General features: G+C 73.0%; 20 protein-coding genes and 1 pseudogene. 10 read left to right on the top strand and 11 right to left on the bottom strand.

Features of this window, described 5'->3' with window-relative positions; translation table 11 throughout:
* The first annotated feature begins 5 nt into the window (after positions 1-5).
* Together cimA and V4Y03_RS24565 are read left to right on the top strand one after the other, a co-directional pair.
* Complete coding sequence (gene cimA / locus V4Y03_RS24560; protein WP_332436308.1) at positions 6-1622, top strand: citramalate synthase; 1617 nt, start codon at positions 6-8, stop codon at positions 1620-1622.
* Positions 1623-1675: 53 nt separating this feature from the next.
* Positions 1676-3034, top strand: a complete 1359-nt coding sequence (locus V4Y03_RS24565) for a hypothetical protein (RefSeq protein ID WP_332436309.1) — start codon at positions 1676-1678, stop codon at positions 3032-3034.
* A 2-nt stretch (positions 3035-3036) separates the two neighbouring features.
* On the opposite strand, the gene dnaN is transcribed toward V4Y03_RS24565, so the two are convergent.
* Positions 3037-4152 carry a DNA polymerase III subunit beta gene (gene dnaN, locus V4Y03_RS24570; RefSeq protein ID WP_332436310.1) on the bottom strand — a complete coding sequence of 372 codons (1116 nt, stop codon included), beginning with the start codon at positions 4150-4152 and terminating at the stop codon, positions 3037-3039.
* Between the two features lie 137 nt (positions 4153-4289).
* On the opposite strand from dnaN, the gene V4Y03_RS24575 reads away from it, so the two are divergent.
* From V4Y03_RS24575 to V4Y03_RS24585, 3 genes and pseudogenes are all read left to right on the top strand, one after another.
* Positions 4290-4745, top strand: a complete 456-nt coding sequence (locus tag V4Y03_RS24575; RefSeq protein WP_332436311.1) for a DUF4267 domain-containing protein — start codon at positions 4290-4292, stop codon at positions 4743-4745.
* Between the two features lie 83 nt (positions 4746-4828).
* Positions 4829-5980 (top strand): serine hydrolase domain-containing protein, encoded by a 1152-nt coding sequence (locus tag V4Y03_RS24580; RefSeq protein ID WP_332436312.1) that lies wholly within the window; start codon positions 4829-4831, stop codon positions 5978-5980.
* A gap of 307 nt (positions 5981-6287) precedes the next feature.
* Positions 6288-7906, top strand: a pseudogene (locus tag V4Y03_RS24585) (TROVE domain-containing protein).
* Positions 7907-8101: 195 nt separating this feature from the next.
* On the opposite strand, the gene V4Y03_RS24590 reads toward V4Y03_RS24585, so the two are convergent.
* Complete coding sequence (locus tag V4Y03_RS24590) at positions 8102-8713, bottom strand: YceI family protein (RefSeq protein ID WP_317875758.1); 612 nt, start codon at positions 8711-8713, stop codon at positions 8102-8104.
* Between the two features lie 294 nt (positions 8714-9007).
* Between V4Y03_RS24590 and V4Y03_RS24595 the strand changes: the two genes are divergently transcribed.
* The 5 genes from V4Y03_RS24595 (at position 9008) to V4Y03_RS24615 (ending at position 17897) form a co-directional block, all read left to right on the top strand.
* Entirely contained in the window at positions 9008-9517 is a 510-nt protein-coding gene (locus V4Y03_RS24595) for a hypothetical protein (RefSeq protein WP_317875757.1), read from the top strand.
* A 129-nt stretch (positions 9518-9646) separates the two neighbouring features.
* Positions 9647-13504, top strand: coding sequence for an endo-alpha-N-acetylgalactosaminidase family protein (locus tag V4Y03_RS24600; RefSeq protein WP_332436313.1), 3858 nt, complete (start codon positions 9647-9649; stop codon positions 13502-13504).
* A 115-nt stretch (positions 13505-13619) separates the two neighbouring features.
* Positions 13620-15932: a polysaccharide lyase 8 family protein gene (locus tag V4Y03_RS24605; protein WP_332437259.1), complete on the top strand. Its 2313-nt coding sequence runs from the start codon at positions 13620-13622 to the stop codon at positions 15930-15932.
* 163 nt (positions 15933-16095) lie between these two features.
* Entirely contained in the window at positions 16096-17679 is a 1584-nt protein-coding gene (locus V4Y03_RS24610) for an acyl-CoA carboxylase subunit beta (RefSeq protein WP_079045104.1), read from the top strand.
* A gap of 14 nt (positions 17680-17693) precedes the next feature.
* Entirely contained in the window at positions 17694-17897 is a 204-nt protein-coding gene (locus V4Y03_RS24615; protein WP_332436314.1) for an acyl-CoA carboxylase subunit epsilon, read from the top strand.
* Positions 17898-17994: 97 nt separating this feature from the next.
* On the opposite strand, the gene V4Y03_RS24620 is transcribed toward V4Y03_RS24615, so the two are convergent.
* From V4Y03_RS24620 to V4Y03_RS24660, 9 genes are all read right to left on the bottom strand, one after another.
* A complete protein-coding gene (locus V4Y03_RS24620; RefSeq protein ID WP_332436315.1) occupies positions 17995-19524 on the bottom strand; it encodes a hypothetical protein in 1530 nt (509 codons plus the stop codon).
* On the bottom strand, positions 19521-20291 hold the full coding sequence (locus V4Y03_RS24625) for a PP2C family serine/threonine-protein phosphatase (protein ID WP_317878783.1): 771 nt from the start codon (positions 20289-20291) through the stop codon (positions 19521-19523). The genes V4Y03_RS24620 and V4Y03_RS24625 overlap by 4 nt, the downstream gene beginning before the upstream one ends.
* Before the next feature lie 32 nt (positions 20292-20323).
* Positions 20324-21112 (bottom strand): vWA domain-containing protein, encoded by a 789-nt coding sequence (locus V4Y03_RS24630; RefSeq protein ID WP_317878784.1) that lies wholly within the window; start codon positions 21110-21112, stop codon positions 20324-20326.
* Between the two features lie 106 nt (positions 21113-21218).
* On the bottom strand, positions 21219-22313 hold the full coding sequence (locus V4Y03_RS24635; protein ID WP_332436316.1) for a hypothetical protein: 1095 nt from the start codon (positions 22311-22313) through the stop codon (positions 21219-21221).
* On the bottom strand, positions 22291-22767 hold the full coding sequence (locus V4Y03_RS24640; protein WP_317877034.1) for a hypothetical protein: 477 nt from the start codon (positions 22765-22767) through the stop codon (positions 22291-22293). Before V4Y03_RS24640 ends, V4Y03_RS24635 begins: the two co-directional genes overlap by 23 nt.
* Positions 22757-23758, bottom strand: coding sequence for a serine/threonine-protein kinase (locus V4Y03_RS24645; protein ID WP_332436317.1), 1002 nt, complete (start codon positions 23756-23758; stop codon positions 22757-22759). Before V4Y03_RS24645 ends, V4Y03_RS24640 begins: the two co-directional genes overlap by 11 nt.
* Positions 23759-23881: 123 nt before the next feature.
* The gene (locus tag V4Y03_RS24650) at positions 23882-24463 is read right to left on the bottom strand and encodes a GTP-binding protein (RefSeq protein ID WP_266897066.1); all 582 of its coding nucleotides are present in this window, start codon (positions 24461-24463) and stop codon (positions 23882-23884) included.
* A complete protein-coding gene (locus V4Y03_RS24655) occupies positions 24444-25007 on the bottom strand; it encodes a DUF742 domain-containing protein (RefSeq protein ID WP_317877036.1) in 564 nt (187 codons plus the stop codon). Before V4Y03_RS24655 ends, V4Y03_RS24650 begins: the two co-directional genes overlap by 20 nt.
* A gap of 92 nt (positions 25008-25099) precedes the next feature.
* A complete protein-coding gene (locus V4Y03_RS24660) occupies positions 25100-25513 on the bottom strand; it encodes a roadblock/LC7 domain-containing protein (protein WP_317877038.1) in 414 nt (137 codons plus the stop codon).

Raw genomic sequence — 25513 nt, forward strand, 5'->3', positions numbered from 1 at the left:
CAGTCATGACCACGGAGAACGCCGAGAGCTCGCGCCTCGACGACAGCTTCCATGTCTTCGACACGACGCTGCGCGACGGGGCGCAGCGTGAAGGCATCAACCTCACCGTCGCGGACAAGCTGACCATCGCGCGACACCTCGACGAGTTCGGCGTGGGCTTCATCGAGGGCGGCTGGCCGGGGGCCAACCCGCGCGACACGGAGTTCTTCGCCCGCGCCACGCAGGAGATCGCGTTCAAGAACGCGCAGCTCGTCGCCTTCGGGGCCACCCGCAGGGCCGGCGGCAACGCCGCCGAGGACCCGCAGGTCAAGGCCCTCCTCGACTCCGGCGCCCCGGTCGTCACCCTCGTCGCCAAGTCGCACGACCGGCACGTCGAGCTGGCCCTGCGCACCACGCTCGACGAGAACCTGGAGATGGTCCGCGACACCGTCGCCTTCCTGACCTCCCAGGGCCGCCGGGTCTTCGTCGACTGCGAACACTTCTTCGACGGCTACAAGGCCAACCCCGACTACGCCAAGGCCGTCGTCCGCGCCGCGCACGAGGCCGGCGCCGACGTCGTCATCCTCTGTGACACCAACGGCGGCATGCTCCCCGCCCAGATCCAGGCCGTCGTCGCCACCGTCCTCGCCGACACCGGCGCCCGCCTCGGCATCCACGCCCAGGACGACACCGGCTGCGCCGTCGCCAACACCCTCGCCGCCGTCGACGCCGGCGCCACCCACGTCCAGTGCACCGCCAACGGCTACGGCGAGCGGGTCGGCAACGCCAACCTCTTCCCCGTCGTCGCGGCCCTGGAACTCAAGTACGGCAAGAAGGTGCTGCCCGACGGCGCCCTCGCCGAGATGACCCGGATCTCGCACGCCATCGCCGAGGTCGTCAACCTGACCCCCTCCACCCACCAGCCGTACGTCGGCGTCTCCGCCTTCGCGCACAAGGCCGGCCTGCACGCCTCCGCGATCAAGGTCGACCCCGACCTCTACCAGCACATCGACCCCGAGCTGGTCGGCAACACCATGCGGATGCTGGTCTCCGACATGGCCGGCCGGGCCTCCATCGAGCTCAAGGGCAAGGAGCTGGGCGTCGACCTCGGCGACGACCGCGCGCTCGTCGGCCGGGTCGTCGAGCGGGTCAAGGAGCGGGAGCTCCAGGGCTACACGTACGAGGCCGCCGACGCCTCCTTCGAGCTGCTGCTCCGCGAGGAGGCCGAGGGCCGGGCCCGCCGCTACTTCCGTACGGAGTCCTGGCGGGCGATCGTCGAGGACCGCCCCGACGGCACCCACGCCAACGAGGCCACCGTGAAGCTCTGGGCGAAGGGCGAGCGGATCGTCGCCACCGCCGAGGGCAACGGCCCGGTCAACGCCCTGGACCGGGCGATCCGGGTCGGCCTGGAGCGGATCTACCCGCAGCTGGCCAAGTTCGAGCTGACCGACTACAAGGTCCGCATCCTGGAGGGCCGCCACGGCACCGAGTCCACGACCCGGGTCCTGGTCACCACCAGCGACGGCAACGGCGAGTGGTCGACGGTCGGCGTCGGCGAGAACGTCATCGCCGCCTCCTGGCAGGCCCTGGAGGACGCCTTCACCTACGGACTGCTGCGGGCGGGCATCGACCCCGCCGAATAGTCCCGCAAGGTCCTTCCATGTTCTGTTTGGCCCGGTTCGGGTAGCGTCGAACCATGAGGACCAGGGCGATGTCCGTGTGGTCGGCCCTCGGCGGGCTGATCCTCCTTCTGCTGCTGGCTCTGGCGCCCACCGCGGGCGCCAGGGCCACGGGCGTGTCCGACGCGGCCACCGCCCTGAAACAGGGCCCGGTCTACGTCGACCCCGGCGCCGCCGCCCAGCTCTCGAAGGCCGACGCGGACGCCCTCGCCCAGAAGATCAAGAACGCGGACAAACCGCTGTTCGTGGCGGTCCTGCCCGCGAACGCCCAGTTCCCGCCGAAGGACCTGGTGCTGAAGCTGCGGACCCAGACCGGCATCACCGGCCTGTACGCCGTCCGGCTCGGCAACGGGTTCAACGCCCAGGCCGACGCCTCGGTGATGTCCCCGGACGCGGTGCGCAACATCATCACCTCCGTACGCGAGCCGGGCGTCGACGCGGTCACCGAGCTGAACAACTTCGTCGACCTCGCCCTGCCCTCGATGCACGGCTCCGCCCCCGCCACCTGGGGCTCCGTCGGAACCGGCTCCGGGGCCCCGGTCGCCGGACTCGTCACCCTCGGCGCCGTGGTCGTCGCCGGCGGCGCGGGCGCCTACGCGGTCGTCCGCCGCAACCGGCTCCGCAAGGAGGCCGAGGAGCGCGCCGCTCTCGACAAGCTGCGGGTCGTCGTCGACGAGGACATCACCGCCTTCGGCGAGGAACTCGAACGGCTCGACTTCCGCCCCGCCGAGGCCGGCGCCGACGACGCCATGCGCGGCGACTACGAGCGCGCCCTCGACTCCTACGACTCGGCCAAGTCCCTGATGGCCGCCGCCGGCCGCCCCCATGACGTCCGCGCGGTCACCCAGGCCCTGGACGACGGCCGCTACTCCCTCGCCGTCCTCGCCGCCCGCCGCGAGTCCCGGCCGCTGCCCGAGCGCCGCGCCCCCTGCTTCTTCGACCCGCGCCACGGCCCCTCCACCGAGGACCGCACCTGGACCCCGGCCGGCGGCGCCGCCCGCGAGGTCCCGGTCTGCGCCGCCGACGCGGCCCGCCTGGACGACGGCCTCGACCCGGTGGCCCGCACGGTCGACGCGGACGGCGTCCGCCGCCCCTACTGGGAGGCGGGACCCGCGTACGGCCCCTGGGCCGGCGGCTACTTCGGCGGCGGCATGCTCCCCGGCCTGCTCATGGGCACCATGCTCGGCTCGATGCTCTCCACCCCCGCCTACGCCGCCGAGTACGGCGGCGGCGACTTCCAGGGCGGCGACTTCTCGGGCGCCGACTTCAACTCCGGCGACTTCGGATCGAGCGACTTCGGCGGCGGCGACGGAGGCGGCTTCGGGGGCGGCGACTTCGGCGGCGGCGGCGGATTCGACGGCGGCGGCGGGTTCTAGCCTCAGACCAGGGGCTTCACCGACATCAGGAGGTGGCGGTGGGTCGCCGTCGGGCCGTCGGTGAGGAGGGCCCGCTGGCCGGGGCCCAGCAGGTGGAAGTGGATCTCCGGGGCGTCCAGGGTGGTGAGGGCGTCCAGGAGGTAGTTCGGGTTGAAGGCGACCGTCAGGGTGTCCGGGCCGGCGAGGGTGGCCGGCAGGTGCTGGGAGGCCACGTCGTCCTCGTAACCCGCCTGGAGGTGGATCGACGTGGGGGTGAAGGTCAGCTGGACCGGGCTGTCGCCCTCGGCGACGACCGCGACCCGCTTCACGGCCTCGGTCAGCGGCGCCCGTTCGGTGGTCGCGAGGGCGTGCTCGCCCAGGGCGAAGAGCTTGTCGTGGCGGGGGAGCCGTCCGTCGAGCAGCCGGGTGGTGGTGCGCAGGCCGGCGCTCTCGAAGCCGATCGAGCCGACGTCCAGGGCGAGCCGGGCCGGGCCGGTGCCCGCGAGGGAGCGGGCGATCTCGGTGAGGCGGCGGGCCGGGACGACCACGTCGGCGGCGGGTGAGGCGGCGCCGGTCCCGGAGTCCGTCCCCGGCTGCCACTCCAGGGTGCGGACGGCGTAGCGGTAGCGGTCGGTGGCGGCCAGGGTCATGACCGCTCCGTCGAGGGCGAGGCGTATCCCGGTGAGGACCGGCAGCGAGTCGTCCCGGCCCGCCGCCACCGCCACCTGGCCGACCGCCGTGGCGAAGGCGTCCCCGTTCACCAGGCCCCGGATCTCGGGCAGTTCGGGCGGGGCGGGGTAGTCGTCGAGCGGCAGCAGGGAGAGCCCGAAGCGGGCGTCGCCGGAGGTCACCGTGAGGCGGGAGCCCTCCACGGCGAGCTGTGTGCGACCGCGCGGGAGCACCTTGCAGATGTCGAGCAGCCGCCGGCCGAGGACCAGCGCCCGGCCCTCGACGTCCGTGTCCGCCTCGACCTCGATCCGGGCCGAGGCCTCGTGGTCGAGGCCGGAGACGCGCAGCCGTCCGTCCGCCGCGTCCAGGAGCAGCCCGCCGAGGACGGGCATGGGGGAGCGGGCCGGCAGGACGCGCGCGGCCCAGGCCACGGCGTCGGCCAACACGGAGCTGTCGATACGGAATTCCATGCCGCCGACGCTAACGACCACCACTGACAACGGCGTCGGCACCGACCTGCCTGCTAGCGCCGCTAGACAAGAGAGCGATGAAAGGTCTAGCGTAACTATCAGTCCTAGCAACGCTAGATCAATGTTCCGGGGGAACCGTGAAGACACACCGCCTCGCCACCGTCCTGTCCGTCCTGCTCGGCCTGGCCTGCCTCTGGTTCGCCTTCAACTTCTTCTTCATTCCCGAGACGGCGGCCGTCGGCTACGGCATCCCCGCCTGGCCCCAGGGTGACGCCGCCGGATACTTCACGGTCAAGGCCGGCCGCGACCTCGCCAACGGCACGATCATCTTCACCCTCCTCGCGCTCGGCATGCGCCGCCCGCTCGCCTGGGTGATGCTGCTCCTCGCGATCGTCCCCTTCGTCGACGCGTTCGCCGTCCTCGGCCACGGCGGCTCGTACGCCGCCGCGCTCGGCATCCACGCCGCCACCGGCGCCGTGGTCCTGCTCACCGCCGGACTCCTCTTCGCGACCTCGTCCAGGGCCGGAACCGAAGCGAACCCGGCCGCGCGGGAAGGGAATCGCACCCTTGATCGTTCTTCCGTACGAGTGTGAAAGCGGCAGTCGAGCACGACATCGACGACCGTTCGTGACGGCGACAGCCGCGCGCGACAGCGACAAGCAGGGGGAGAGCAGTCATGACCGACGTCCACGGCACGGTGGAGCCCGGATTCGAGTCCGTACGGGAGGAGTTCGCCACCGTCGTGGCGAACGAGGCGCGTGACGGCGGCGCCCAGCTCGCCGTCCATCACCGCGGCCGGCTCGTCGTCGACCTCTGGGGCGGTGACGGGGTCGACGGGGACTCGCTCCTCGGCCTCTACTCCTCCTCCAAGGGCGCCATGGCCCTCGTCGTCGCCCTCCTCGTCCAGGACGGGGCGCTCGACCTGGACCGCGAAGTGGCCTCCTGGTGGCCCGAGTTCGCCGCCGAGGGCAAGGGGCGGCTGACCCTGCGCCAGCTGCTCGCCCACCGGTCCGGCGTGATCGGCGCCGACGCCGGCCTCACCCTCGACGAGCTGGCCGACGACCGGGTGACCGCCGCCCGTCTCGCCGGCCAGCGGCCCTTCTGGGAGCCCGGTACCGCCCACGGCTACCACGCCCTCGTCATCGGCGCCCTCGTCGGAGAGGTCGTCCTGCGGGCCACCGGTCGGACGGTCCAGGAACTGTACGAGGAGCGGGTCCGCGCCCCGTACGCCCTCGACTACTACCTGGGCCTGCCCGAGGAACTCGAACCCCGCTTCCGTACGGCCCTGCCGATGCTGCCCACGCCCGCCGAGCAGGCCCTCCTCGCGGAGAACCCGATCGCGCCGGACAGCCTCATGGGCATCGCGTTCAACTTCCACGCGGACCCGCCGTTCGACATCGTCGGCTACGCCAACTCCCGTACGGTGCGGGAGCGGTCCCCGCTCTCCGGCGGCGGCGTCGGCTCCGCGCGCGGCCTCTCCCGGATGTACGCGACGATCGCCGGCGAGCTCGACGGGCGCGCCCCGCTCCTGAAGCCGGACACCCTGGCCGAGGTCGCCCGGATCCACTCCTCCGGCAAGGACATGGTGACCGGCGAGGAGAACACCTTCGGCCTCGGCTTCGTCGCGATGGCCGCCCGCTACCCGGCCCTCGGCCCGGGCGCCGTCGGGCACAGCGGCGCCCCCGGCTCGCAGGCCTTCGCCGACCCGGCGACCGGCCTCGCGTACAGCTACACCCGCCGCCGCTTCGCCTTCGGCGGGGGCCCCGGCGCCGCCGAGAACGCCCGGCTGATCCCGACGGTGGTCGCGGCTGCCGCGAACCGGAGCTAGGGCCGGAGGACGTCGTGGGGCCGCGCCGTAATTCAATGGTGCGGCCCCCGGCGGTTTTGTAGGGTGGCGTCGCGACCGCGCCTCCGATGCGCTCGGCTGCGGCTACTTCTTCCGAAACCAAGTGACGCCGCCGCCACTTCCGATCTCGGCGGCGCGGGCGTCTTCGCCCCGCCACCCGCCACCGGGCGACCTCCGCCCCCTCGGGCCGTCGCCCCGCCGGGCCGTGTGGCCGGGCCTTCCCGTCCTTCGAATCCGGGGGGATTCCCTGCCTCGTCACACCCCGCGCGTCTCCAAGATGTGGTCCGAGATGCTCGTGGCCCCGCACGTCGCCGCAGCCGCGGCAGCCGCGGAGGCCGTCGCCCGCTCCGCACCGCTCCGGCGGGTCCTCCCCGGGCCGGCCGGGCGGTACTTCCCCACCTACGAGGGCGCTCCGGCCTTCGTCCGGGAGCCCCGCGACGAGCTCTACCTCCTCGCCGTCGGCGCCTTCGCCTCCCAGCGGACCTTCTACGAGAGCGGCGAGGACCGCGACGCCCGGTACGCCCGGCTCGTCGGTGAACTCGCCGTGGAGGACCCCGAGTGGACGGCTGGCCTGCTGCGCTGGCTCCGGAGCGAGGGCAACATGCGCACGGCGTCCCTGGTGGGCGCCGCCGCGTACGTACGGGCCCGGCTGGCGGCCGGGGCGTCCGGCGGCCCGTCCAACCGGTCCGTGATCGACTCGGTCCTCCAGCGCGCCGACGAGCCCGGCGAACTGCTCGCCCACTGGATCTCGGCGTACGGACGCAAGGTGCCGCAGCCCGTGAAGCGGGGCGTCGCCGACGGGGTGCGCCGGCTGTACACCTCCCGCTCCCTGCTCAAGTACGACACCGCGTCCAAGGCCTTCCGCTTCGGTGACGTGCTCAACCTGGTGCACGCCTCGCCCGACCCCGGCAAGCCCTGGCAGGGCGACCTCTTCCGGTACGCCCTGGACCGCCGCCACCACCCGGAGCAGGCGGTTCCGCCGGCCTCCGACCGGCTGCTCACCGCCCACCGGGAGCTGATGGAGACGGCTCCGGAGGAGCGGCGGGCGCTGGTGACCGGTCCGGGCGGCTCCGAGCGGCTGGCCGAGGCGGGCCTGACGTGGGAGGCCCTGGCCGGCTGGCTCCACGGGCCGATGGACGCCGCCGTCTGGGAGGCCGTGATCCCCGCGATGGCGCCGATGGCACTCCTGCGGAACCTGCGGAACTTCGACCGGGCGGGGGTCTCCGACGAGGTCGCGGCCCGGGTCGCCGCACGGCTCTCGGACGCCACCGAGGTCGCCAGGGCCCGGCAGTTCCCCTTCCGCTACCTGGCCGCCCACCGGCACGCGCCGTCGCCCCGCTGGGGGCCGCGCTGGAGGAGGCGCTCGGGCACTCCCTGGCCAATGTCCCCGCCCTCCCCGGCCGGACCCTGATCCTGGTCGACCGCTCCGACTCCATGTTCTGGGACACCGTCTCCGAGCGGTCCGAGCTGACCCGGGCGGACGCGGCGGCCGTGTTCGGCACGGCGCTGGCCCAGCGCGCCGAGCGGGCGGACCTGGTGGAGTTCGGCTGGGGCAGCGCTGAGGTGCCGTTCGCGCCGGGCGAGCCGGTGCTCGCGGTGCTCGACCGGTTCCGCAGCCTCGGCGGCACCTACACGGCGAAGGCGATACGGAAGCACTACCGGGAGCACGACAGGGTCCTGATCGTCACCGATGAGCAGACCGCCGCGTACGGGCCCGAGGACCCGGTCGCGGCGGTCCCGGCCGACATCCCGGTCTACACGTGGAACCTGGCGGGGTACCTGCCCGCCCACGGCCCCACGGGCCCCCACCGGCACACCTTCGGGGGGCTCACGGACGCCGCCTTCCGGATGGTCGGCCTCGTCGAGGCCGGCCGCGCGGCGGCGTGGCCGTGGACGACCGATTCCTGAGCGCCGGTCCGTGGGCCCCCGGTCCGTCGTCGTCCGGTCCGCCGACGCGTGATCCGTGGGCCCCGGTCCGCAGGCGCCCGGTCCGTGGACCCCTGGTGCCGAGCCGCCGCCCCCGCCGGGCAACGCCGAGCGCCCGCCTTCCGCAGCTGCGGAGGGCGGGCGCGCTCGTGTGCCGGTCCGGAGGGGAGTCCGGGGTCAGGCGGCGTTCTTGATCGCGGAGATGTCGAAGTTCAGCTTGACCTTGTCGGAGACCATCACGCCGCCGGTCTCCAGGGCCGCGTTCCAGGTCAGGCCCCACTGGGAGCGCAGGATCTCGGCGGAGCCCTCGAATCCGACGCGCTCGTTGCCGTAGACGTCGGTCGCGGTGCCGTTGAACTCCAGGTCGATGGCGAGCGGCTTGGTGACGTCCTTGATGGTCAGGTCGCCGGTGACCCGGTACTTGTCGCCGCCCAGCTGCTCGGCCGTCGTCGAGCGGAAGCTCATCAGGGGGAACTGCTCGGCGTCGAAGAAGTCACCGCTGCGGAGGTGGCCGTCGCGGTCGCCCATGCCGGTGTCGACGGAGGCGATCTTGACGTCGATCGAGGCGGAGGAGGCGCCCGGGTTCGAACCGTCGAGCTTCAGCGCGCCCTCGTGCTCGGCGAAGGTGCCGCGGACGTTGGTGACCATCGCGTGGCGGACGGTGAAGCCGATGCTGCTGTGCGCCGGGTCGATGGTGTAGTCGCCGGTGAGGGCGGCCAGGGCCGGGTCGACCGGCAGAGTGGCGGTGGCGACGGCGGACTCGGTGTTCTTGCGGCCGAAGAGACCCATGACATGCTCCTTGTCGGTGTTTGTTGAAGCTTCAACGAGAACGACTGTAGCCCTATTCCGTTCAACTTTCAACATCTAGGGAAGCTGTTCATCCGGACGGCGTCACGGAGACACCGACGCCCTCTGGCGGACGCGCGTAGAACTACGGCACCATCTCCCTGGCGCCACCGGATTCACCGGCTCCACCCGAGCCGCCGCGCCACCGGCCCCACCCGTGTCACGCGCCACCGCACCTCCGGCACCACCTGCACCGCCGTCCCCATTCGTCACGGTCATCAGCAGGAGGCACTCCCGATGAAGCTCCGCTCCGTCCTCACGGCCCTCGGCCTCGTCCTCGGCGCGCTCTTCGCCCCCGGCATCGGCGTCCTCACCGCCGCCGGCGAGGCCCACGCCGTCACCAAGATCAGCCACGCCACCGCGACCTCGATGTTCCGGAACTCGGGGATCACCTGGTCCTCCTCCGGCGGCTGCTCGGACCGGAACAACTCCACCTGTACGTCCTTCGAGCAGCTCAACCTCGCCACCGCCCAGGGCGCCCAGACCCTCAAGAGCGCCAGCGGCTGCGCCCTCAACATCACGGGCGGCACCGAGACGGGCCACGCGAGCGGCACGTACTCGCACTGGAACGGCTACAAGCTCGACTTCGCCAAGGGCACCTGCGTCACCAACTACGTCAAGAACACCTTCACGTACATCGGACTCCGCGGTGACGGGGCCCCGCAGTGGAAGTCCGGAGCCGGCAACGTCTACGCCGACGAGGGCAACCACTGGGACGTGACGTTCTACAACTGCGGCGGCTGCTGACCCCCGTACCGTCCGAAAGGGCCCTCTTCGGTGGTCACTTGGACTAACCGAAGGGGGTTCTTGGACTGGAGGCCTCCGCATGGCGTGATCTCGTTGACGGTGCCGCCGGGGGCGGGCCAACTAGTGCGCATGCCCCTCCCGAACCCGCGAAGAATCCGTGCGGCCTGCGCACTCGCCACCGCCTCGTCCGCCGTGTTCGCCCTGGCCGGGCCCGCCCTGGCGGAGGGCCCGGCGACCCCGGTCCCGCTCGCCGGGACCGTCACGGCCGCCACCCCCGTCATCGCCTCGCCCCGGCTCTCCGTCGCCGTCGCCGAGGACTTCCCGCGTGTCCTGTCGTACACCGACCGCGCGACCGGCGCCCGCCTCCTCGGCAGTACGGCCCCGGTCATCCAGGTGGTGCTGAACGGCACCGCCCGTACGGTCAGGGCCAAGGCCGCCCCCGTCCTGACGGCCGCCTCCGCCGCGTACACCCTCACCTTCCCCGAGCTGCCCGGCGTCGAGATCGACGCCCGGCTGAGCGTCGAGGGGCGGACCACCACCTTCCGGGTGACCGCCGTCCGTGACACCGAGGCCTTCCGGGTCGGCACCCTCGACATACCCGGCCACGACCTGGTCTCCGTCGGCTCCTCGGACGCCGGCGCCGCCACCGCCTTCACCCGGCTCGACCCGGACTCCACCCGCACCGCCGACGTCTTCGCGCGGGTCACCGACGCGACCGCCGCCGACCCGAACCCGGTCGGCGCCAGCTACGCCCTGGTCAACACCGGGCAGCTGGCCGCCGCCGTCGAGTCCAACTCCAGCTACGACAAGCCCTCCGGCGCCTCCGCCCGCGACGGCGCCCGCTTCTGGCACCAGGCCCGCAGGAGCGGCGCCGAGACCCGCGTCGGCGTCTGGTCCGGCCAGTGGACCTACCGCGGCGAGGGCGCCCCGAAGCCCGCGAGCGGCGACGCCCTGCCCTGGGCGAAGGTCGTCGTCACCCCCGACGCCAACGCCGACGGCGCCACCGACTGGCAGGACGGCGCCGTCGCCTTCCGTACGATCGGGATCAAGGCGCCCGGCAGCGAGGAGACGCCCGGCCGGGTCGTCGCCCACATCCCGTTCAACTTCGCCTCCCAGGCCACCCACCCCTTCCTGCGCACCCTCGACGACGTCAAGCGGATCTCGCTCTCCACCGACGGACTCGGCCAGTTCGCCCTGCTCAAGGGGTACGGCTCCGAGGGCCACGACTCCGCCCACCCCGACTACGGCGGCAACTACAACAAGCGGGCCGGCGGCCTCGCCGACCTCAACACCCTCCTCCGCGAGGGCAAGCGGTGGGGCGCGGACTTCGGCGTCCACGTCAACGCCACCGAGTCGTACCCGGAGGCGAAGAACTTCAGCGAGACCCTGGTCGACAAGACGAAGCCCGGCTGGAACTGGCTCAACCAGAGCTACTACATCGACCAGCGCCGCGACATCAACAGCGGCGACCTCGCCCGGCGCTTCCAGCAGCTGCGCGACGAGACCGACCCCAGCCTCTCCACCCTCTACATCGACGTCTACTACACCCACGGGTGGATCGCCGACGAGACCGTGCGGGCCGTCCAGGCGCAGGGCTGGAACGTCGCCACCGAGTGGTCCGAGAAGTTCGAGCGGGCCTCCCTCTGGTCCCACTGGGCCAACGACCTCGACTACGGCGGCGCCACCAACAAGGGCCTCAACTCCCAGATCGTCCGCTTCATCCGCAACGGCGAGAAGGACGTCTGGAACAACCACCCGGTCCTCGGCCAGACCGCCCTCGTCGACTTCGAGGGCTGGACCGGCGAGACCGACTGGACCGCCTTCACCGCCAACATCTGGCAGCGGAACCTGCCCGCCAAGTACCTCCAGCAGCAGAAGATCACCCGCTGGAACGGCAACGACATCACCTTCACCGGCGAGGTCCGCGGCGCCGTCGAGGACGGCCGCCGCACCTTCTACGACCACGGCCGCAAGGTCCTCGACGGCGAGGCCTATCTGCTCCCCTGGGACGACGGGAAGAAGCTCTACCACTACAACAAGTCCGGCGGCACGACCAGTTGGGCCGTCCCGCCCGGCGCCGGCTCGTACTCCGTGTACAGGCTCACCGACAACGGGCGCGTGAAGACCGTGACCGTACGGCCCGTCGACGGGAAGATCACCCTCGACGCCGCCGCCGGACAGCCCTACGTCCTCCACCCCGACCGCGCACCCGACCAGGCCGCCCCCAAGTGGGGCCAGGGCACCCCGGTGAAGGACCCCGGCTTCAACGACGCGCGGCTCGACGCCTGGGCCACCGCCGGCGCCGTCGTCCGCGACACCGACGACCGGGGCCGCAACAGCGCGAAGCTCAGCGGCGCCGCCACCGCCTCGGTCCGCCAGCAGATCACCCGCCTCACCCCCGGCAAGCGCTACACCGCCTCCGCACTCATCGAGGTCGAGCCCGGCGCGACCCGGACCGTCACCCTCTCCATCGGCGGCCGGTCCGTCACCGTCGAACGCTCCGCGCTCCAGGACCGGGTCGCCGCCTCCGACTGGAACGGCACCCGCTTCCAGCGCGCCAAGGTCACCTTCACCGCACCGGCCGGCGGCACCACCCCGCTGAGGATCGAGGCCGCGGCCGGCAGCGCCGCCACCGTCCGCGTCGACGACGTCCGCATCGTCGCCAACGACCCCGCCACCAGGGCCGGAACCCTCGTGTACGAGGACTTCGAGGCCGTCGACCAGGGCTGGGGCCCCTTCCTCAAGGGTGACGCGGGCGGTACGACCGACCCCCGCACCCACATCGCCCAGCTGCACGCGCCGTACACCCGGGCCGGCTGGAACGGAAAGCTGATCGACGACGTCATCGGCGGCGCCGAGAGCCTCAAGTCCCACGACGAGAACAGCGGCCTCGTCTACCGGACCGCGCCCTGGACCGTCCCGATGAAGGACGGCCGCAGCTACCGGATCGAGTACGACTACCGCTCCAGCCGCGCGGGCGCGTACGAGTGGGTCACCGGCTACGACCGGACGAACGGCACCTCCGTGGAGACCCGCCGCACCCCGCTCGGGCAGCAGCGGGCGGACGGCCGCTTCTCCGAGACCGTCACCGCCGGCTGCGGCGACACCTGGACCGGTCTGCGCAAGCGCGGCGACGCCCCGGACGGCGCCGACTTCGTCCTCGACGCCTTCACCGTCACCGACCTCGGACCCGCCGCCGAACGCGCCGCCTGCGGCACGCTCTCCCTCACCGCGCCCGAGACCCTGGAGCCCGGCCGCCCCAACCGGGTCACCGCGACCTTCGGCAACGACGAGGCCGGCGAGGTCACCGGCGTCCGGGCCGTCCTGACGCTCCCCGCGGGCTGGACCGTCGAACCCGCCGCCCCCGTCGCCCTCGGCACCGTCGCCGCGGGCGGAAAGGCCACCGCCACCTGGCAGGTGACCCCGCCGGTGGACGCGGCCTACCAGCCGTACCCGCTGACCGCCTCCCTGGCGTACGCCCTCGGGGGAGAGGAACGGAAGCTCACCGCCGCCACCACCGTCCGCACCCTGCCCCCGCCGCCCACCGCCGACAGCTGGGCCAGCGACCTGGACTGGACCTCGGCCACCAACGGCTGGGGACCCGTCGAGCGCGACCTCTCCAACGGCGAGACCGGCACCGGCGACGGCTCCCCGCTGCGGATCGGGGGAGTGACCTACGCCAAGGGCCTGGGCAGCCACGCCCCCGCCACGGTCCGCTACTACCTGGGCGGCCGCTGCACCTCCCTCACCGCCGAGGTCGGCGTGGACGACGTGCAGACCGTCCGGGGCACCGTCCGGTTCAGCGTGCTCGCGGACGGCACCGAGAAGGTGAAGTCCCCGGTCCTCAGGGCCACGGACCCGGCCTGGTCGCTCACCGCCGACGTCACCGGCGCCTCCTACGTCGACCTGGTGGCCGACGACGGCGGCGACGGCAACGGCAACGACCACGCGGACTGGGGCAACGCCCGCTTCCACTGCGGAAGCTGACACGTAGCAAGCGCTTGCCCCGTGTGCTGCCGTGCTCATTGATTGCGTCGGGAACAGAGTGTTACACCGGGCGCCGACCGGTCTCCACCACTTCCCCCGGGAGGCTCCCGTGTCCCTGCCCCTCTGGTCCCGCCGCACCTTCCTGAGCACGACAGCCGCCGCCGCGGCCGCCCTCGCGCTGTCCCCCTCCGCCCACGCGGCGGACGAGTTCGAGGCGCTCCGGCTCCGCTGGCTCGACCTCCAGCTCGGCTCCGGCTTCGACGCCGGGGCCGAGCCCTACGCCGCCCGCCTCGCCGAGACGGGCACCCTCGCCCGTACCTTCCGCGCCGCGATGGCCCCCACCGCGGCCTCCCTCTGGCCCGACGCCCCCTTCGACCCGCCGGCCGGCATCTCCCAGAGCTACAGCCGCCTCTGGACGATGACCCAGGCGTACGCCCAGCCCGGCACCGGCCTCACCGGCGACGCGAGCCTGCTCGCCGACGTCCTCGGCGGACTCGACCACCTCTCCGCCACCGTCTACCGGGCTGGCGCGCCCCGCTACGGCAACTGGTGGGAATGGCAGATCGGCGCCCCCCGCCTCCTCATGGACATCGTGGCCGCCCTCCGCCCCCACCTCGGCGCCGAGCGGATCGCCGCCGCCTGTGCCGCCGTCGACCACTTCGTCCCCGACTCGGTGCTCACGAACTACACCGGCACCTCGACCGGCGCCAACCGCGTCGACCTTTGCCGCTCGGTCGCCCTGCGCGGAGTCCTCGGCGAGAACCCCGCCAAGCTCGCCCTGGCCCGCGACGCCCTCTCGCCCGTCTTCCCGTACGTCACCCAGGGAGACGGCCTGTACGCCGACGGCTCCTTCGTCCAGCACACCTGGGTCGCCTACTCCGGCACCTACGGACAGGTCATGCTGGACGGCCTCGGCCGGCTGTTCTCGCTGCTCGCCGGCTCCAGCTGGGCCGTCACCGACCCGAACCGGCAGATCGTCCTCGACAGCGTCGAGAAGGCCTACGCGCCCCTCATCTACGACGGACTGATGATGGACAGCGTCAACGGACGCGCCATCAGCCGCGGCCTCCTCAGGAACGACGACCGCCAGGTCATGCGCTCCGACCACTTCCACGGCCAGGGCGTCATCGCGGCCATGGCCCTCCTCGCGGGCGGGGCCTCCGCCGCCGAGCGCGACCGGTGGCACGCGCGCGTGAAGGGGTGGATCGAGCGCGACACCGTCTCCCCGATCCTCGCCGCCCGCCAGTTCGGCGTCGCGGACCTCGCCCGGCTGCACGCCGTCGCCGCCTCGCCCGTCCCGGCCGCCCCCGAACCCACCGGCCACCGGCTCTTCACCGCCATGGACCGGGCCGTCCACCGCCGCCCCGGCTGGGCCGCCGGCATCGCCATGGCCTCGAACCGCATCACGTACTACGAGTGCGGCAACGGCGAGAACCCGCGCGGCTGGCACACCGGCGCCGGAATGCTCTCCTGGTGGACCCCGTCCCTCGGCGACCAGTACACCGACTGGTTCTGGCCCACCGTCGACCCCTACCGCCTGCCCGGCACCACCGTCTCCACCAGGCGGCTCGCCGACCGGGCGGGCGGCGAGTGGGGCGCGCCCAGGCCCGCCGTCCGCTGGGTCGGCGGCGCCACCGACGGCGAGTACGCGGCCGTCGGCCAGCACCTCAAGGGCCTCGGCTCCACCCTGGAGGCCCGCAAGTCCTGGTTCTGCGCGGCGGACGCCGTCATCTGCCTGGGCGCCGGGATCACCGCCACCGACGGCGTGCCCGTCGAGACGGTCGTCGACAACCGCCTGCTGGGGGAGGGCGGCGACCAGGCCCTCACCACCGGCGACGGCTGGGCGCATCTGGAAGGCCACGGCGGCTGGGTCCTCCCGGCGGGCACCGGAGACCTCCGCACCCTCCGCGAGGACCGCACCGGGGCCTGGAGCGACATCAACACCACCAGCTCCACCGAGCGCGCGACCCGCCGCTACCAGACCCTCTGGCTCGACCACGGAACGGACCCGGTCGCCGCCTCGTACGCCTATCTGCTGATGCCGGGGGCCTCCCCGCGGACCCTCGCCGCCCGCGCCGCCGACCCCGGCTGGCTGAGCGTTCTCGACAACACCGCCGAGCGGCAGGCGATAGCCGTCCCGTCCCTCGGGCTGACCGCCGCCAACTTCTGGGGGGCCGGTACGGTGGGACCCCTCACGGTCTCCGCGCCCGCGAGCGTCCTCGTCAGGCGCCGCCGCTCGGTCCTCGACCTGAGGGTCTCCGAACCGCTCCGCACGGGGCAGCCCCTCGAAGTCGTCTGGGCGGGCCCGGTCCGCCGGGTGCTCTCGCACGACCCCTCGGTGGAGGTGCTCGCCACCGGGCGCTCGCTGCGGCTGCGGATCACCCCGGGCACCGGGGGCGCCACCCATCGTTGCGAGGTGCTCGTCTAGGCCCGCCGAGGTCTATGTAGAAAACATACAAACACGAGGGGTGCCTGACTGTTGACTCGGGCTGGGCGGGCCATGGTTCTGTCCAGCCCCACCAGGAATCGACACGGGAGACTGTACGGAGTCGACGGCGGGATTTTCTTGTCCGGCTTCGTAGGGTCGACACATGACCGTTGTGGACCAGATCCCGAGCGAGCCCGCTGACGCCCGTGGCCGAGTGGCCGAGCTGCACGTCCTGCGCGAGCAGGCCCTCCGCGGCCCGAGCGAGCGGGCGACCGAGGCCCAGCACGCGAAGGGCAAGCTGACGGCGCGCGAGCGCATCGAGCTGCTGCTCGACCCTGGTTCCTTCAACGAGGTCGAGCAGCTGCGCCGGCACCGCGCCCAGGGCTTCGGCCTGGAGGCGAAGAAGCCCTACACCGACGGTGTCATCACCGGCTGGGGCACGGTCGAGGGCCGCACGGTCTTCGTCTACGCCCATGACTTCCGGATCTTCGGCGGCGCCCTCGGCGAGGCCCACGCCACCAAGATCCACAAGATCATGGACATGGCCATCGCGGCCGGCGCCCCGCTGGTCTCCCTGAACGACGGCGCCGGCGCCCGTATCCAGGAGGGCGTCTCGGCGCTCGCCGGCTACGGCGGCATCTTCCAGCGCAACACCCGAGCCTCGGGCGTCATCCCGCAGATCTCGGTGATGCTCGGCCCCTGCGCGGGCGGCGCGGCCTACAGCCCGGCCCTCACCGACTTCGTCTTCATGGTCCGCGAGACCTCGCAGATGTTCATCACGGGACCGGACGTCGTCAAGGCGGTCACCGGCGAGGAGATCACCCAGAACGGGCTCGGCGGCGCCGACGTCCACGCGGGCGTCTCCGGCGTCTCCCACTTCGCCTACGACGACGAGGAGACCTGCATCGCGGAGGTCCGCTACCTCCTGTCGATGCTCCCGCAGAACAACCGCGAGAACCCGCCGACCGTCGCCTCCGAGGACCCGGCGGACCGCCGCTCCGAGGTCCTGCTCGACCTGGTGCCCGCCGACGGCAACCGCCCGTACGACATGCACAAGGTCATCGAGGAGCTCGTCGACGACGGCGACTACCTGGAGATCCACGAGCGCTGGGCCCGCAACATCATCTGCGCCCTCGCCCGCCTCGACGGCCAGGTCGTCGGCATCGTCGCCAACCAGCCCCAGACGCTGGCCGGAGTCCTCGACATCGAGGCCTCCGAGAAGGCCGCCCGCTTCGTCCAGATGTGCGACGCCTTCAACATCCCGATCATCACCCTTCTGGACGTCCCCGGCTTCCTGCCGGGCGTCGACCAGGAGCATGGTGGAATCATCAGGCACGGCGCCAAGCTGCTCTACGCGTACTGCAACGCGACCGTGCCCCGGATCAGCCTGATCCTGCGCAAGGCCTACGGCGGCGCCTACATCGTCATGGACTCCCAGTCCATCGGCGCCGACCTGACGTACGCCTGGCCCACCAACGAAATCGCGGTCATGGGCGCCGAGGGCGCCGCCAACGTGATCTTCCGCAAGCAGATCGCCGAGGCCGAGGACCCCGAGGCCATGCGAGCCCGCATGGTCAAGGAGTACAAGGCCGAGCTGATGCACCCGTACTACGCGGCGGAGCGCGGCCTGGTCGACGACGTCATCGACCCCGCCGACACCCGCCAGGTGCTCATCAGGTCCCTCGCGATGCTCCGCACCAAGCACGCCGACCTGCCGTCCCGCAAGCACGGCAACCCGCCTCAGTAAGAGGAGTCATCCACGTGAGCACCCCTGCCAACCTTCTCCGCGTCGAGAAGGGCCACGCCGACCCCGAGGAGCTCGCCGCCATCACCGCGGTGCTGCTCGCCCGCGCGGCCTCCCAGCCCGCCGCCGACACCGCGGCCGACCACCGCGGCCGCACCACGGCCGGCTGGCGCCGCCTGGAGCGCGAGCACGGCTTCCGCGCCCCGCACAGCTGGCGCTGACCCCGCGGCGATCCGCACGAGGGAGGGCCGGAACCCGGTGAACACCGGGCTCCGGCCCTCCCTCACGTCCGGACCCGGGCCGTCGTCCGGACCCGGCCTACGGCCAGATCGCCTGGACCAGTGCGTAGACGCCCCAGATCAGGGCGGCCACGATGCCGCCCAGGATCAGCACGGCCGCGCAGCCCAACGCGATCTCCCCCTTGGTGAGCGGCTTCGTCGCGGCGGCGGGCTCGCCGCCGCCCGAGGGCGTGGCGCCGGACGGGTTCGGCGCCGTCGGGGGAGTACCGGACCGAGGGGGCGGGACCGACGCCCCGGCGGAACCGCCGGAGGGGGCCGGACCCGCCGTGGGCACCGAGGCGGAAGGACCGCTCGACGCCCCGGAGGCACGGGAGGCACCGGACGCCCCGGGCCGGGCGGAGGTCCCGGGCCGGGCCGAGGCCCCCGAAGCGGCCGGCGCACCCGATCCGGCCGGTCCGCCCGGTCGCGGCACCGAGCCGAGCGGGACGAACACCGACTCCTTCGCCCCCGCCGCGCCCCCCGCACCCGAGTTCCGCCTCGGACCCGCGACGAACGGGTCCGGCTGACCGGCCGCCCGGCGCCCGCACCACGGGCACGCCGTCAGATGACCGCCGTAGTGGTGGTCCGGCACGTCCGCGCACTGCACGACCGTCTCCCGCGCCTCGTCCAGCGCGTCCAGCCAGACCGCCGAGGACGGCCGCCGCCGGGGATCGCGCATCCCCGGCCCGAAGGTCCGCCGCGCCAGCTCCACCAGCCGGGGCGGCAGCACCTCGGGAGCGAGCAGCTGCGCGGGCACCCGCACCCGGTCCGGGTCGACCAGGAACGACGTGCCGCTCACGATGTTGTCCTTGCGGGTCGCCTCCGGGGCGCCGTACAGCGGAGCCCCGTCGAAGGGGTGGTTCCCGCCGGTGACCAGCTGGTAGACGAGGACGGCGAGCGCGAAGTCGTCCGCCTGCCGGGTCGGCGGCTCCCCGCGCTGCCGCTCGGGGCTCGCGTAGTCGTCGGTGAACACCTCGCAGCCGAAGGACTCACCGGTCAGCTTGTCCGTGAAGGCGAACGAGTCGCAGTCCAGGAACGTGACGTAGCCGTTCCCGTCGACGACCGCGTTGGCGCTCGACAGGTCGCCCACCACGAAGCCCTGCTGATGCAGCTCGGCCGTCATGTACGCCAGGTTCGACGCCACCGCCAGCAGGAACTTCCAGTGCGCCCGGCCCTCGAAGCGGCGCAGCCGCACCGGCTTCTGCAGCAGCCCGCTCAGCTGGGTGTGCGCCGCCGGGTCCAGATACGGCATGCCGTAGCCGATCGCACTCCCGGCCGCCTCGATCGTGTCCACCGGCCACACCAGCATCGGCGGCTGACCGGGTGCCAGCCGTTCCCCGGCGAGCGGATCGGCCCGGAGCATCGCGGTGAGCCGGCGCAGCTGGGCGCCGTCGGGGATGCGGTCGTAGATCTTGGCGGCAAGGTCGGCGCGCTCGTTCAGCCGCCACACACTGCCCTGTCCACCCATCCCCAGCGGCTTGGGCACCCGGGTGACGCGGGTGCCGTCCCCGAGCGCCAGGGAGAGGCCGTCGAGGGAGATGTGTTCGCGGTTCTCGTCAGCGGTAGTCATGTCCGTATCGCCCACAGGAGAGTCTTGTCGTCCCCGGTCACCCGGGTGATCTGGTCCGATCCGAGGAACTCGGAGAGCCGCCGCTCCTCCTCGTCGTGGTCGTAGTCGGGCCGGCCGAGCCGGTCGAAGAGATGCCCGAGAAACGCGTCGTGCGGCATCGGGGGCCGCCCGGCCGGCGCCCGCCGCAGCAGGGCCTGGGTCAGCCCGTCGGTGGACAGCAGCACCCCGTCTATGCCGTCGTCGCGGACGCAGTCCACCCGGATCTGCCGGAGCGCGGTCGGCGAGCCCACGAACACGGTCTCGTTCGCGTACTCGCTGCCGGTGTGCGCGCGTGGCAGCAGATCGTACGAGGAGGGGTGCGCGGGATCGCCCACATCGGACCGGACGACCACGAGACCGTCACCGACCGACAGCTGCCCCAGCCAGCCCGGGGCGAGGACCACCACCGTCAGGGTGGTCGCGTACGGGGCGGGCGAATCGCCGCACCACCGCAGGAACGCGGCCCGCACCTCACGGAACGCGTCGGTCAGCGACGCCTTGCGCGCGTGCGCGTCCGGCAGCTGCTCCCAGGGCGTCACCAGCGGCTCGAACGCCCTGGTCGCCAGGCGTACGGCCTGCTTGGCGCCCTCCTCGGAGCGCGGCGCGCTCCCCGCGCCGTCCGCCACCGCGAGGACGAGCCCCGACGGGGTCTTGCGGCACCGCCACGCGTCCTGGCAGGGCATCCGCTCCCGCAGGTGCCGGTAGCCGATCGCGCTGGTGCCGTGCACCCGCCATCCCCTGTGCGGCCCGTCCGCCGGCCTCACGCCGGGACCTGCCCGCCGCCGCGCCGGCGCTTCAGCCGGGCGAAGATCTCCTGGAACTCGGCCTCCGCCGCGCCGCCCTGGGTGGCCTTGGCGCTGTGCGACATCGCCGTGAGCAGCTCCGCGAACGGGAAGCCGTCCAGCCAGGCGTGGTAGTGCGGCGCCAGCTCCTGGAGCACCTCCTCGGCGCCCGCGTGCCGCTCGCCCACCCCCACCGCGAACAGCCGGAAGCGGCGCTCCTCCTCCGCCCTGCGCAGATCGGGCAGGAGTTCGCGGTAGGCGTGCGAGAACCGGCCCTCCTCGTCGCTCGGGAAGCCGTCCGTGACGACACAGATCTGCGGGCGGTAGTACGTCAGACCCTCGGCCCGCAGCCCCGCCTTGTAGTCGGCGACCACCTCCATCGCCAGGCGCAGCGCCCGGTCGAGGAGCGTCACGCCGTGCGCCCTGAGCACCGGAGGCCGGAACTCGTGGGCCGGTACGAATGGACTGTGCGGCCACACCGGGGCGGTGGCGCCGAGCGGGGTGGACCCCTGCCAGACCGTGATGCCGTCGCCGCCGCCGAAGGTGATCACGGCGACGTCGACGGCGGCGCTCAGCGCCATGTCCTCGGCGAGGCTCTCCGCCCAGGAACCGAGGGCGGTGTTGAGCGAGGAGATGGCGTCGTTCCGGGTCAGGGAGGTCGAGGTGTCCAGGCAGAGCAGCAGCGGCAGCCGCTGGGCGCTGTCGAACTCGAAGCCCATGTACGGAACGGGGAGCGGGGCTTCGTCGGGCTGAGGCGTGGGAGTCACGGCTACTCCGTGGAGCGATGGGTGGTCAGGGCGGGACGAGCGGGTACGGGGCGGTGCGGCGGTGCGGCGGACGTACGGACGTGTCGGCGAGCGGACGTGCGGAGGTTCAGCGGAGCGGACCGGCCTGGAACACCGGCGGTTCCGACTCCGGTACGAGGACCACGCGGACCCGGTCACCGGGGCACGGGTACGCCGAGGCGGCACCCTGCCAGTGGGCCCGGCACAGCGCGCCCTCCCACTCGACGTAGCCGTGCGGGCGCAGCCAGGTCGCGACGGTCGCGACGTCCCGCCGCCCGCCGGCCAGCGCCAGGGTGTCGAGGTCACGGCCGTCACCGCCCGGGAGCGCGGGGCCGTCGGCGGGGCCCTCGGGGAGCGGGGCGTGGCGGGGACCGGAGGGAGGTTCGGTACGGGAGGAGACGGGCGGGGCGGCCAGCGAACGCGCGGGCGGAAGGGCCCGCTGAGAGCCGGGCGCGGGGGCCTGGCGGTAGGCGGACGGGGCGGACCGCGAGGGTGCGGCGGTCTGCGGGTGAACCGGCCCCGTGGTCTGCTGCGGGTAGCCGGGCGCGGCGGTCTGCGCAGGTGGGGCGCCCTGCGGGTAGCCGGCCGGGGCGGTCCCCGGCGACGCGGCGGGCGGCTGCGGCTGCGGCTGCGGGCGCGGTTCGCCGGTCGCGGCCGGGGGTACGCGGTCGTCGCCGCCGTCCCGCTCGTGGACGAAGCCCGCACCGTCCAGCAGGGCGCGCCCGGCCTCCAGCAGCCGGTCGACATGGCCCCACAGCCCGATGGTGCCCGGCGTCGGCGGGCGCTCGGCGTCGGGCACCTCGCCCACCCGCCCCGGAGCCTCCTGCCGTCCCTCGGGCTCGTGCCGCGCACCGGGCACGGGCGTCCCGTCGGGCTCCTGGCGACCGTCGGGCCCCCGGCCCTCCTCCGGTGTCCGCGCGCTCTCCGGATCTCCTGGCGTCTCCGGCTTCCTGGCGGCCTCCGGTTTCCGTGGCGTCCCGGCGTTCCGCGGGTCCTCCGGGGGCCGGGCGGACCCGGGCGGGCGGGGGACCTCCCGCCTCCGGCCGTCCTCCCGGCGTGGTCCCGAGCGCCACGAACCCGTACTGGCCCACATGATGGCGAGTGCCGCCGCCAGCGGTACCACCGTGATCGTCAGCAGGACGGCGGCCCATTCCATCCGGTCACTCCCGGGTCGCGAGGTCATCGGTGCTCCGCAGGACGAATCCGAGGTCGTGGCACTCACGCAGCAGTCGCACCGCCGCTTCGAGCAGCGTGTCGAGCGTCGACGCGAACCCGGTGGCGGTCAGGTGCGAGACGAGCGGCAGGGCGAGGACGGCGGAGAGCAGCGGCGCCTCGCTGCGGACGTCGCCGAGGATCGCCGTCGGCGTCACCTCGCGGGAGTTCCACGCGATCGCCGCCGCCGCGGTGGGCGCGAGCCGGTCGGGGGAGATCAGCGTCCCGTCGGTGACGGCCACCACGAGGGACCCGGCGGCGCGGCTGACGTCCACGGTGAGCCGGGGCCCGGACGGGCCGCCGGCCCTGGCCTCCAGATAGAGGGCGCCGTCCTCGCTCGCCACGGGTTCGCCGACGCGGCGGGCCCATTCCCGCACCAGTGACTCCCAGCCGTCGCGCAGTTCGACGGCGTGTTCAGCGGGCATGATGCAGAACCGCCTTCCGGACGAGGTCCTGGGAGAGCCCCGAGGCGAGGAGCCGGGAGGCGATCGGGCGCAGCCCGCAGGGGTCGCTCGCGCCGCCCCGCGCGGGCACATGGCAGCGGTGCGGGGGATCGGGGACGGGCTCGGTGCGCTCCCGGCCGCCCTCGGCGCCGCCGGGTTCGGTGCCGGGGCCGGTCCCGAGGAGGCCGGAGAGAGCGGTCATGAGGACGCCGGGCAGCGGGCGGTCGACCGCGGCGGTGGCCAGACAGGCGGTGATCAGTCCGGCGAGCGGCGTGGACACCCCGGTCAGCTCGGGGCTCGCGCCTTCGAGGACCTTGATGCTCGCGGGCAGTCCGGTGCCGAAGGCCGGGCGGCCGGTGGCCGCGTACGCGAGGACGGCGCCGAGGGCGAAGACATCGACGGCGGGGGTCGGTTCGCGCCCCAGGACCTGCTCGGGCGCCATGTAGCCGTGGGTGCCGAGGACGGTGCCCGGGAGGGTCAGGCCCTTCGCCGCCGCCGTCGTACGGGCGATCCCGAAGTCGATGAGACGGGGTTCACCGCTCTCCAGGATGATGTTGCTGGGTTTGACGTCGCGGTGGATCACCCCGCGCGCGTGCACCTCGGAGAGCGCCTCCGCGAGCATGCAGCCGAGCGCCGCCACCTGCTGCTCGGGCAGCGGCCCGTCGCCGGTGACCCTGGCCTCCAGGGTGGGCCCCGCCACGTAACGGGTGGCGAGCCAGAGCGGCGGCCGGACGGTCTCGGCGGCGTAGACGGGCACGGTGTAGGGGCTGTGGACGTCGAGGAGGGCGTCCACCTCGCGGGCGAAGCGCTGTCTGATCTCGTGGAGGTCGGCCAGCTCCCGGCGGATCACCTTGACCGCGAGCCGCTGCCCGGCGGGGGTCCGGCAGAGGTAGACCTTGCCCATGCCGCCGTTGCCGAGTGTGCGGACGACCGTGAAGTTGCCGATCCGGTCCGTACCGTCGTACGTGCTCATCCCGCCTCCCCCGAGGTCCCTCCGACAACGTAGTGGACGCGGCGTGGCGGGGTGACGGTTTCACGCGGAAGGCCGCGTTCCCGGGAGGGGAACGCGGCCTTCCGCGGACAACGCCGGGGACAGCTACCGGAGCCGGGCCATGAGGGCGTGCTCGACGAGCGTGATGAGAGCGCTCTTGGCGTCGGCGCGGTGGCGGGCGTCGGTGGTGATGATGGGGGTGTCGGGGCCGATCTGCAGGGCCTCGCGGACCTCCTCCGGCTGGTACGGCTGGGCGCCGTCGAAGCCGTTGAGGGCGATCACGAAGGGCAGACCGCTGTTCTCGAAGTAGTCGACCGCCGGGAAGCAGTCGGCGAGACGGCGGGTGTCGACGAGGACGACGGCGCCGATGGCGCCGCGGACCAGGTCGTCCCACATGAACCAGAAACGGTCCTGTCCGGGGGTGCCGAACAGGTACAGGATCAGGTCCTGGTCCAGGGTGATGCGGCCGAAGTCCATGGCGACGGTCGTCGTCGTTTTGTCGCCGGTGTGCGTGAGGTCGTCGATGCCCGCGGAGGCGGAGGTCATGACGGCTTCGGTACGCAGCGGGTTGATCTCAGAGACGGCGCCCACGAACGTGGTCTTGCCCACGCCGAAGCCACCCGCCACCACGATCTTCGCGCTGGTGGTTGAACGGGCCGCGCCGCCGCTAGAGCTTGCGAAGTCCACTGAGCACCCTTTCGAGCAGTGTCACGTCTGGCTGACCGCCGGCGGTCTCGTCGCCGCCCGGCTGGTGGATGGCGACGAGTCCGGCCTCTGCCAGGTCGGCGACGAGGATTCGGGCGACGCCGAGGGGGATGGAGAGAAGAGCCGAGATCTCGGCGACCGACTTGATCTCGAAGCACAGCTGGCAGATCCGCTGGTGCTCGGGCAACTGGCCCTGCAGCCTGGACGGATCGGCGGTGGTGCTGACCAGCGCCTCGATGGCGAGCTGGTAGCGCGGCCGGGTCCGGCCGCCGGTCATCGCGTACGGACGCACCAGCGGGTTGTGCCCGCCGGAACCGCCCGAACTGCTGGAACCGGCGGCGGACGGAGCGCGCGAGGCGCGGTGCCCGCCGGTGGACGGGGCCTGAGGCTGCTGGTAGGGCTGCGGTACGCCCTGTCTGCTCGGGGTGGAGGGAAAGTTGAACCGGTTGTTCTGCGCGGAGCCGCCTTGCGGCGCCTGGTACGCGTCATAACCGTTGTAGGGGTTTGAGCCCGGTGGTGTTACCACGTCTCCTCCTCCGACTGCCTCGCGGTCCATGTCCCTTGGAACCGCGCCACCGCACCCTACGGGGCGGTGGCGCGAAACGCACTGTCTGTCTGTTAGTTGAGAAGACTTCCCTGAAGCTCCGCCCGGAGGTCGGGAGTCAGGACCGTACCCGCGCGGTCCACGAGCAGCGCCATCTCGTAACCCACGAGACCGATGTCGGCCTCCGGGTGCGCGAGCGCGGCCAGCGAGGAGCCGTCCGAGATCGACATCAGGAAGAGGAAGCCGCGCTCCATCTCCACCACGGTCTGGTTGACCGCACCGCCCTCGAAGATCCTGGACGCGCCCGCGGTCAGCGAGGTCAGTCCGGAGGCGACGGCCGCCAGCTGGTCGGCGCGGTCCCGCGGGAAGCCCTCGGACATCGCCAGCAGGAGTCCGTCGGCGGAGACCACCACCGTGTGCGACACCCCGGGGGTGTTGTCCACGAAGTTGGTGATCAACCAGTTCAGATTCTGCGCCGCCTGGCTCAT

The organism is Streptomyces sp. P9-A4, from assembly GCF_036634195.1.
GTDB lineage: Bacteria > Actinomycetota > Actinomycetes > Streptomycetales > Streptomycetaceae > Streptomyces.

Excerpts from the sequence above, each read along its gene's own strand:
- cimA (WP_332436308.1), top strand. The coding sequence starts at position 6 with ATGACCACGGAGAACGCCGAGAGCTCGCGCCTCGACGACAGCTTCCAT.
- V4Y03_RS24565 (WP_332436309.1), top strand. The coding sequence starts at position 1,676 with ATGAGGACCAGGGCGATGTCCGTGTGGTCGGCCCTCGGCGGGCTGATC.
- dnaN (WP_332436310.1), bottom strand. The coding sequence starts at position 4,152 with ATGGAATTCCGTATCGACAGCTCCGTGTTGGCCGACGCCGTGGCCTGG.
- V4Y03_RS24580 (WP_332436312.1), top strand. The coding sequence starts at position 4,829 with ATGACCGACGTCCACGGCACGGTGGAGCCCGGATTCGAGTCCGTACGG.
- V4Y03_RS24590 (WP_317875758.1), bottom strand. The coding sequence starts at position 8,713 with ATGGGTCTCTTCGGCCGCAAGAACACCGAGTCCGCCGTCGCCACCGCC.
- V4Y03_RS24595 (WP_317875757.1), top strand. The coding sequence starts at position 9,008 with ATGAAGCTCCGCTCCGTCCTCACGGCCCTCGGCCTCGTCCTCGGCGCG.
- V4Y03_RS24600 (WP_332436313.1), top strand. The coding sequence starts at position 9,647 with ATGCCCCTCCCGAACCCGCGAAGAATCCGTGCGGCCTGCGCACTCGCC.
- V4Y03_RS24610 (WP_079045104.1), top strand. The coding sequence starts at position 16,096 with ATGACCGTTGTGGACCAGATCCCGAGCGAGCCCGCTGACGCCCGTGGC.
- V4Y03_RS24620 (WP_332436315.1), bottom strand. The coding sequence starts at position 19,524 with ATGACTACCGCTGACGAGAACCGCGAACACATCTCCCTCGACGGCCTC.
- V4Y03_RS24635 (WP_332436316.1), bottom strand. The coding sequence starts at position 22,313 with ATGACCTCGCGACCCGGGAGTGACCGGATGGAATGGGCCGCCGTCCTG.
- V4Y03_RS24640 (WP_317877034.1), bottom strand. The coding sequence starts at position 22,767 with ATGCCCGCTGAACACGCCGTCGAACTGCGCGACGGCTGGGAGTCACTG.
- V4Y03_RS24645 (WP_332436317.1), bottom strand. The coding sequence starts at position 23,758 with ATGAGCACGTACGACGGTACGGACCGGATCGGCAACTTCACGGTCGTC.
- V4Y03_RS24660 (WP_317877038.1), bottom strand. The coding sequence starts at position 25,513 with ATGAGCCAGGCGGCGCAGAATCTGAACTGGTTGATCACCAACTTCGTG.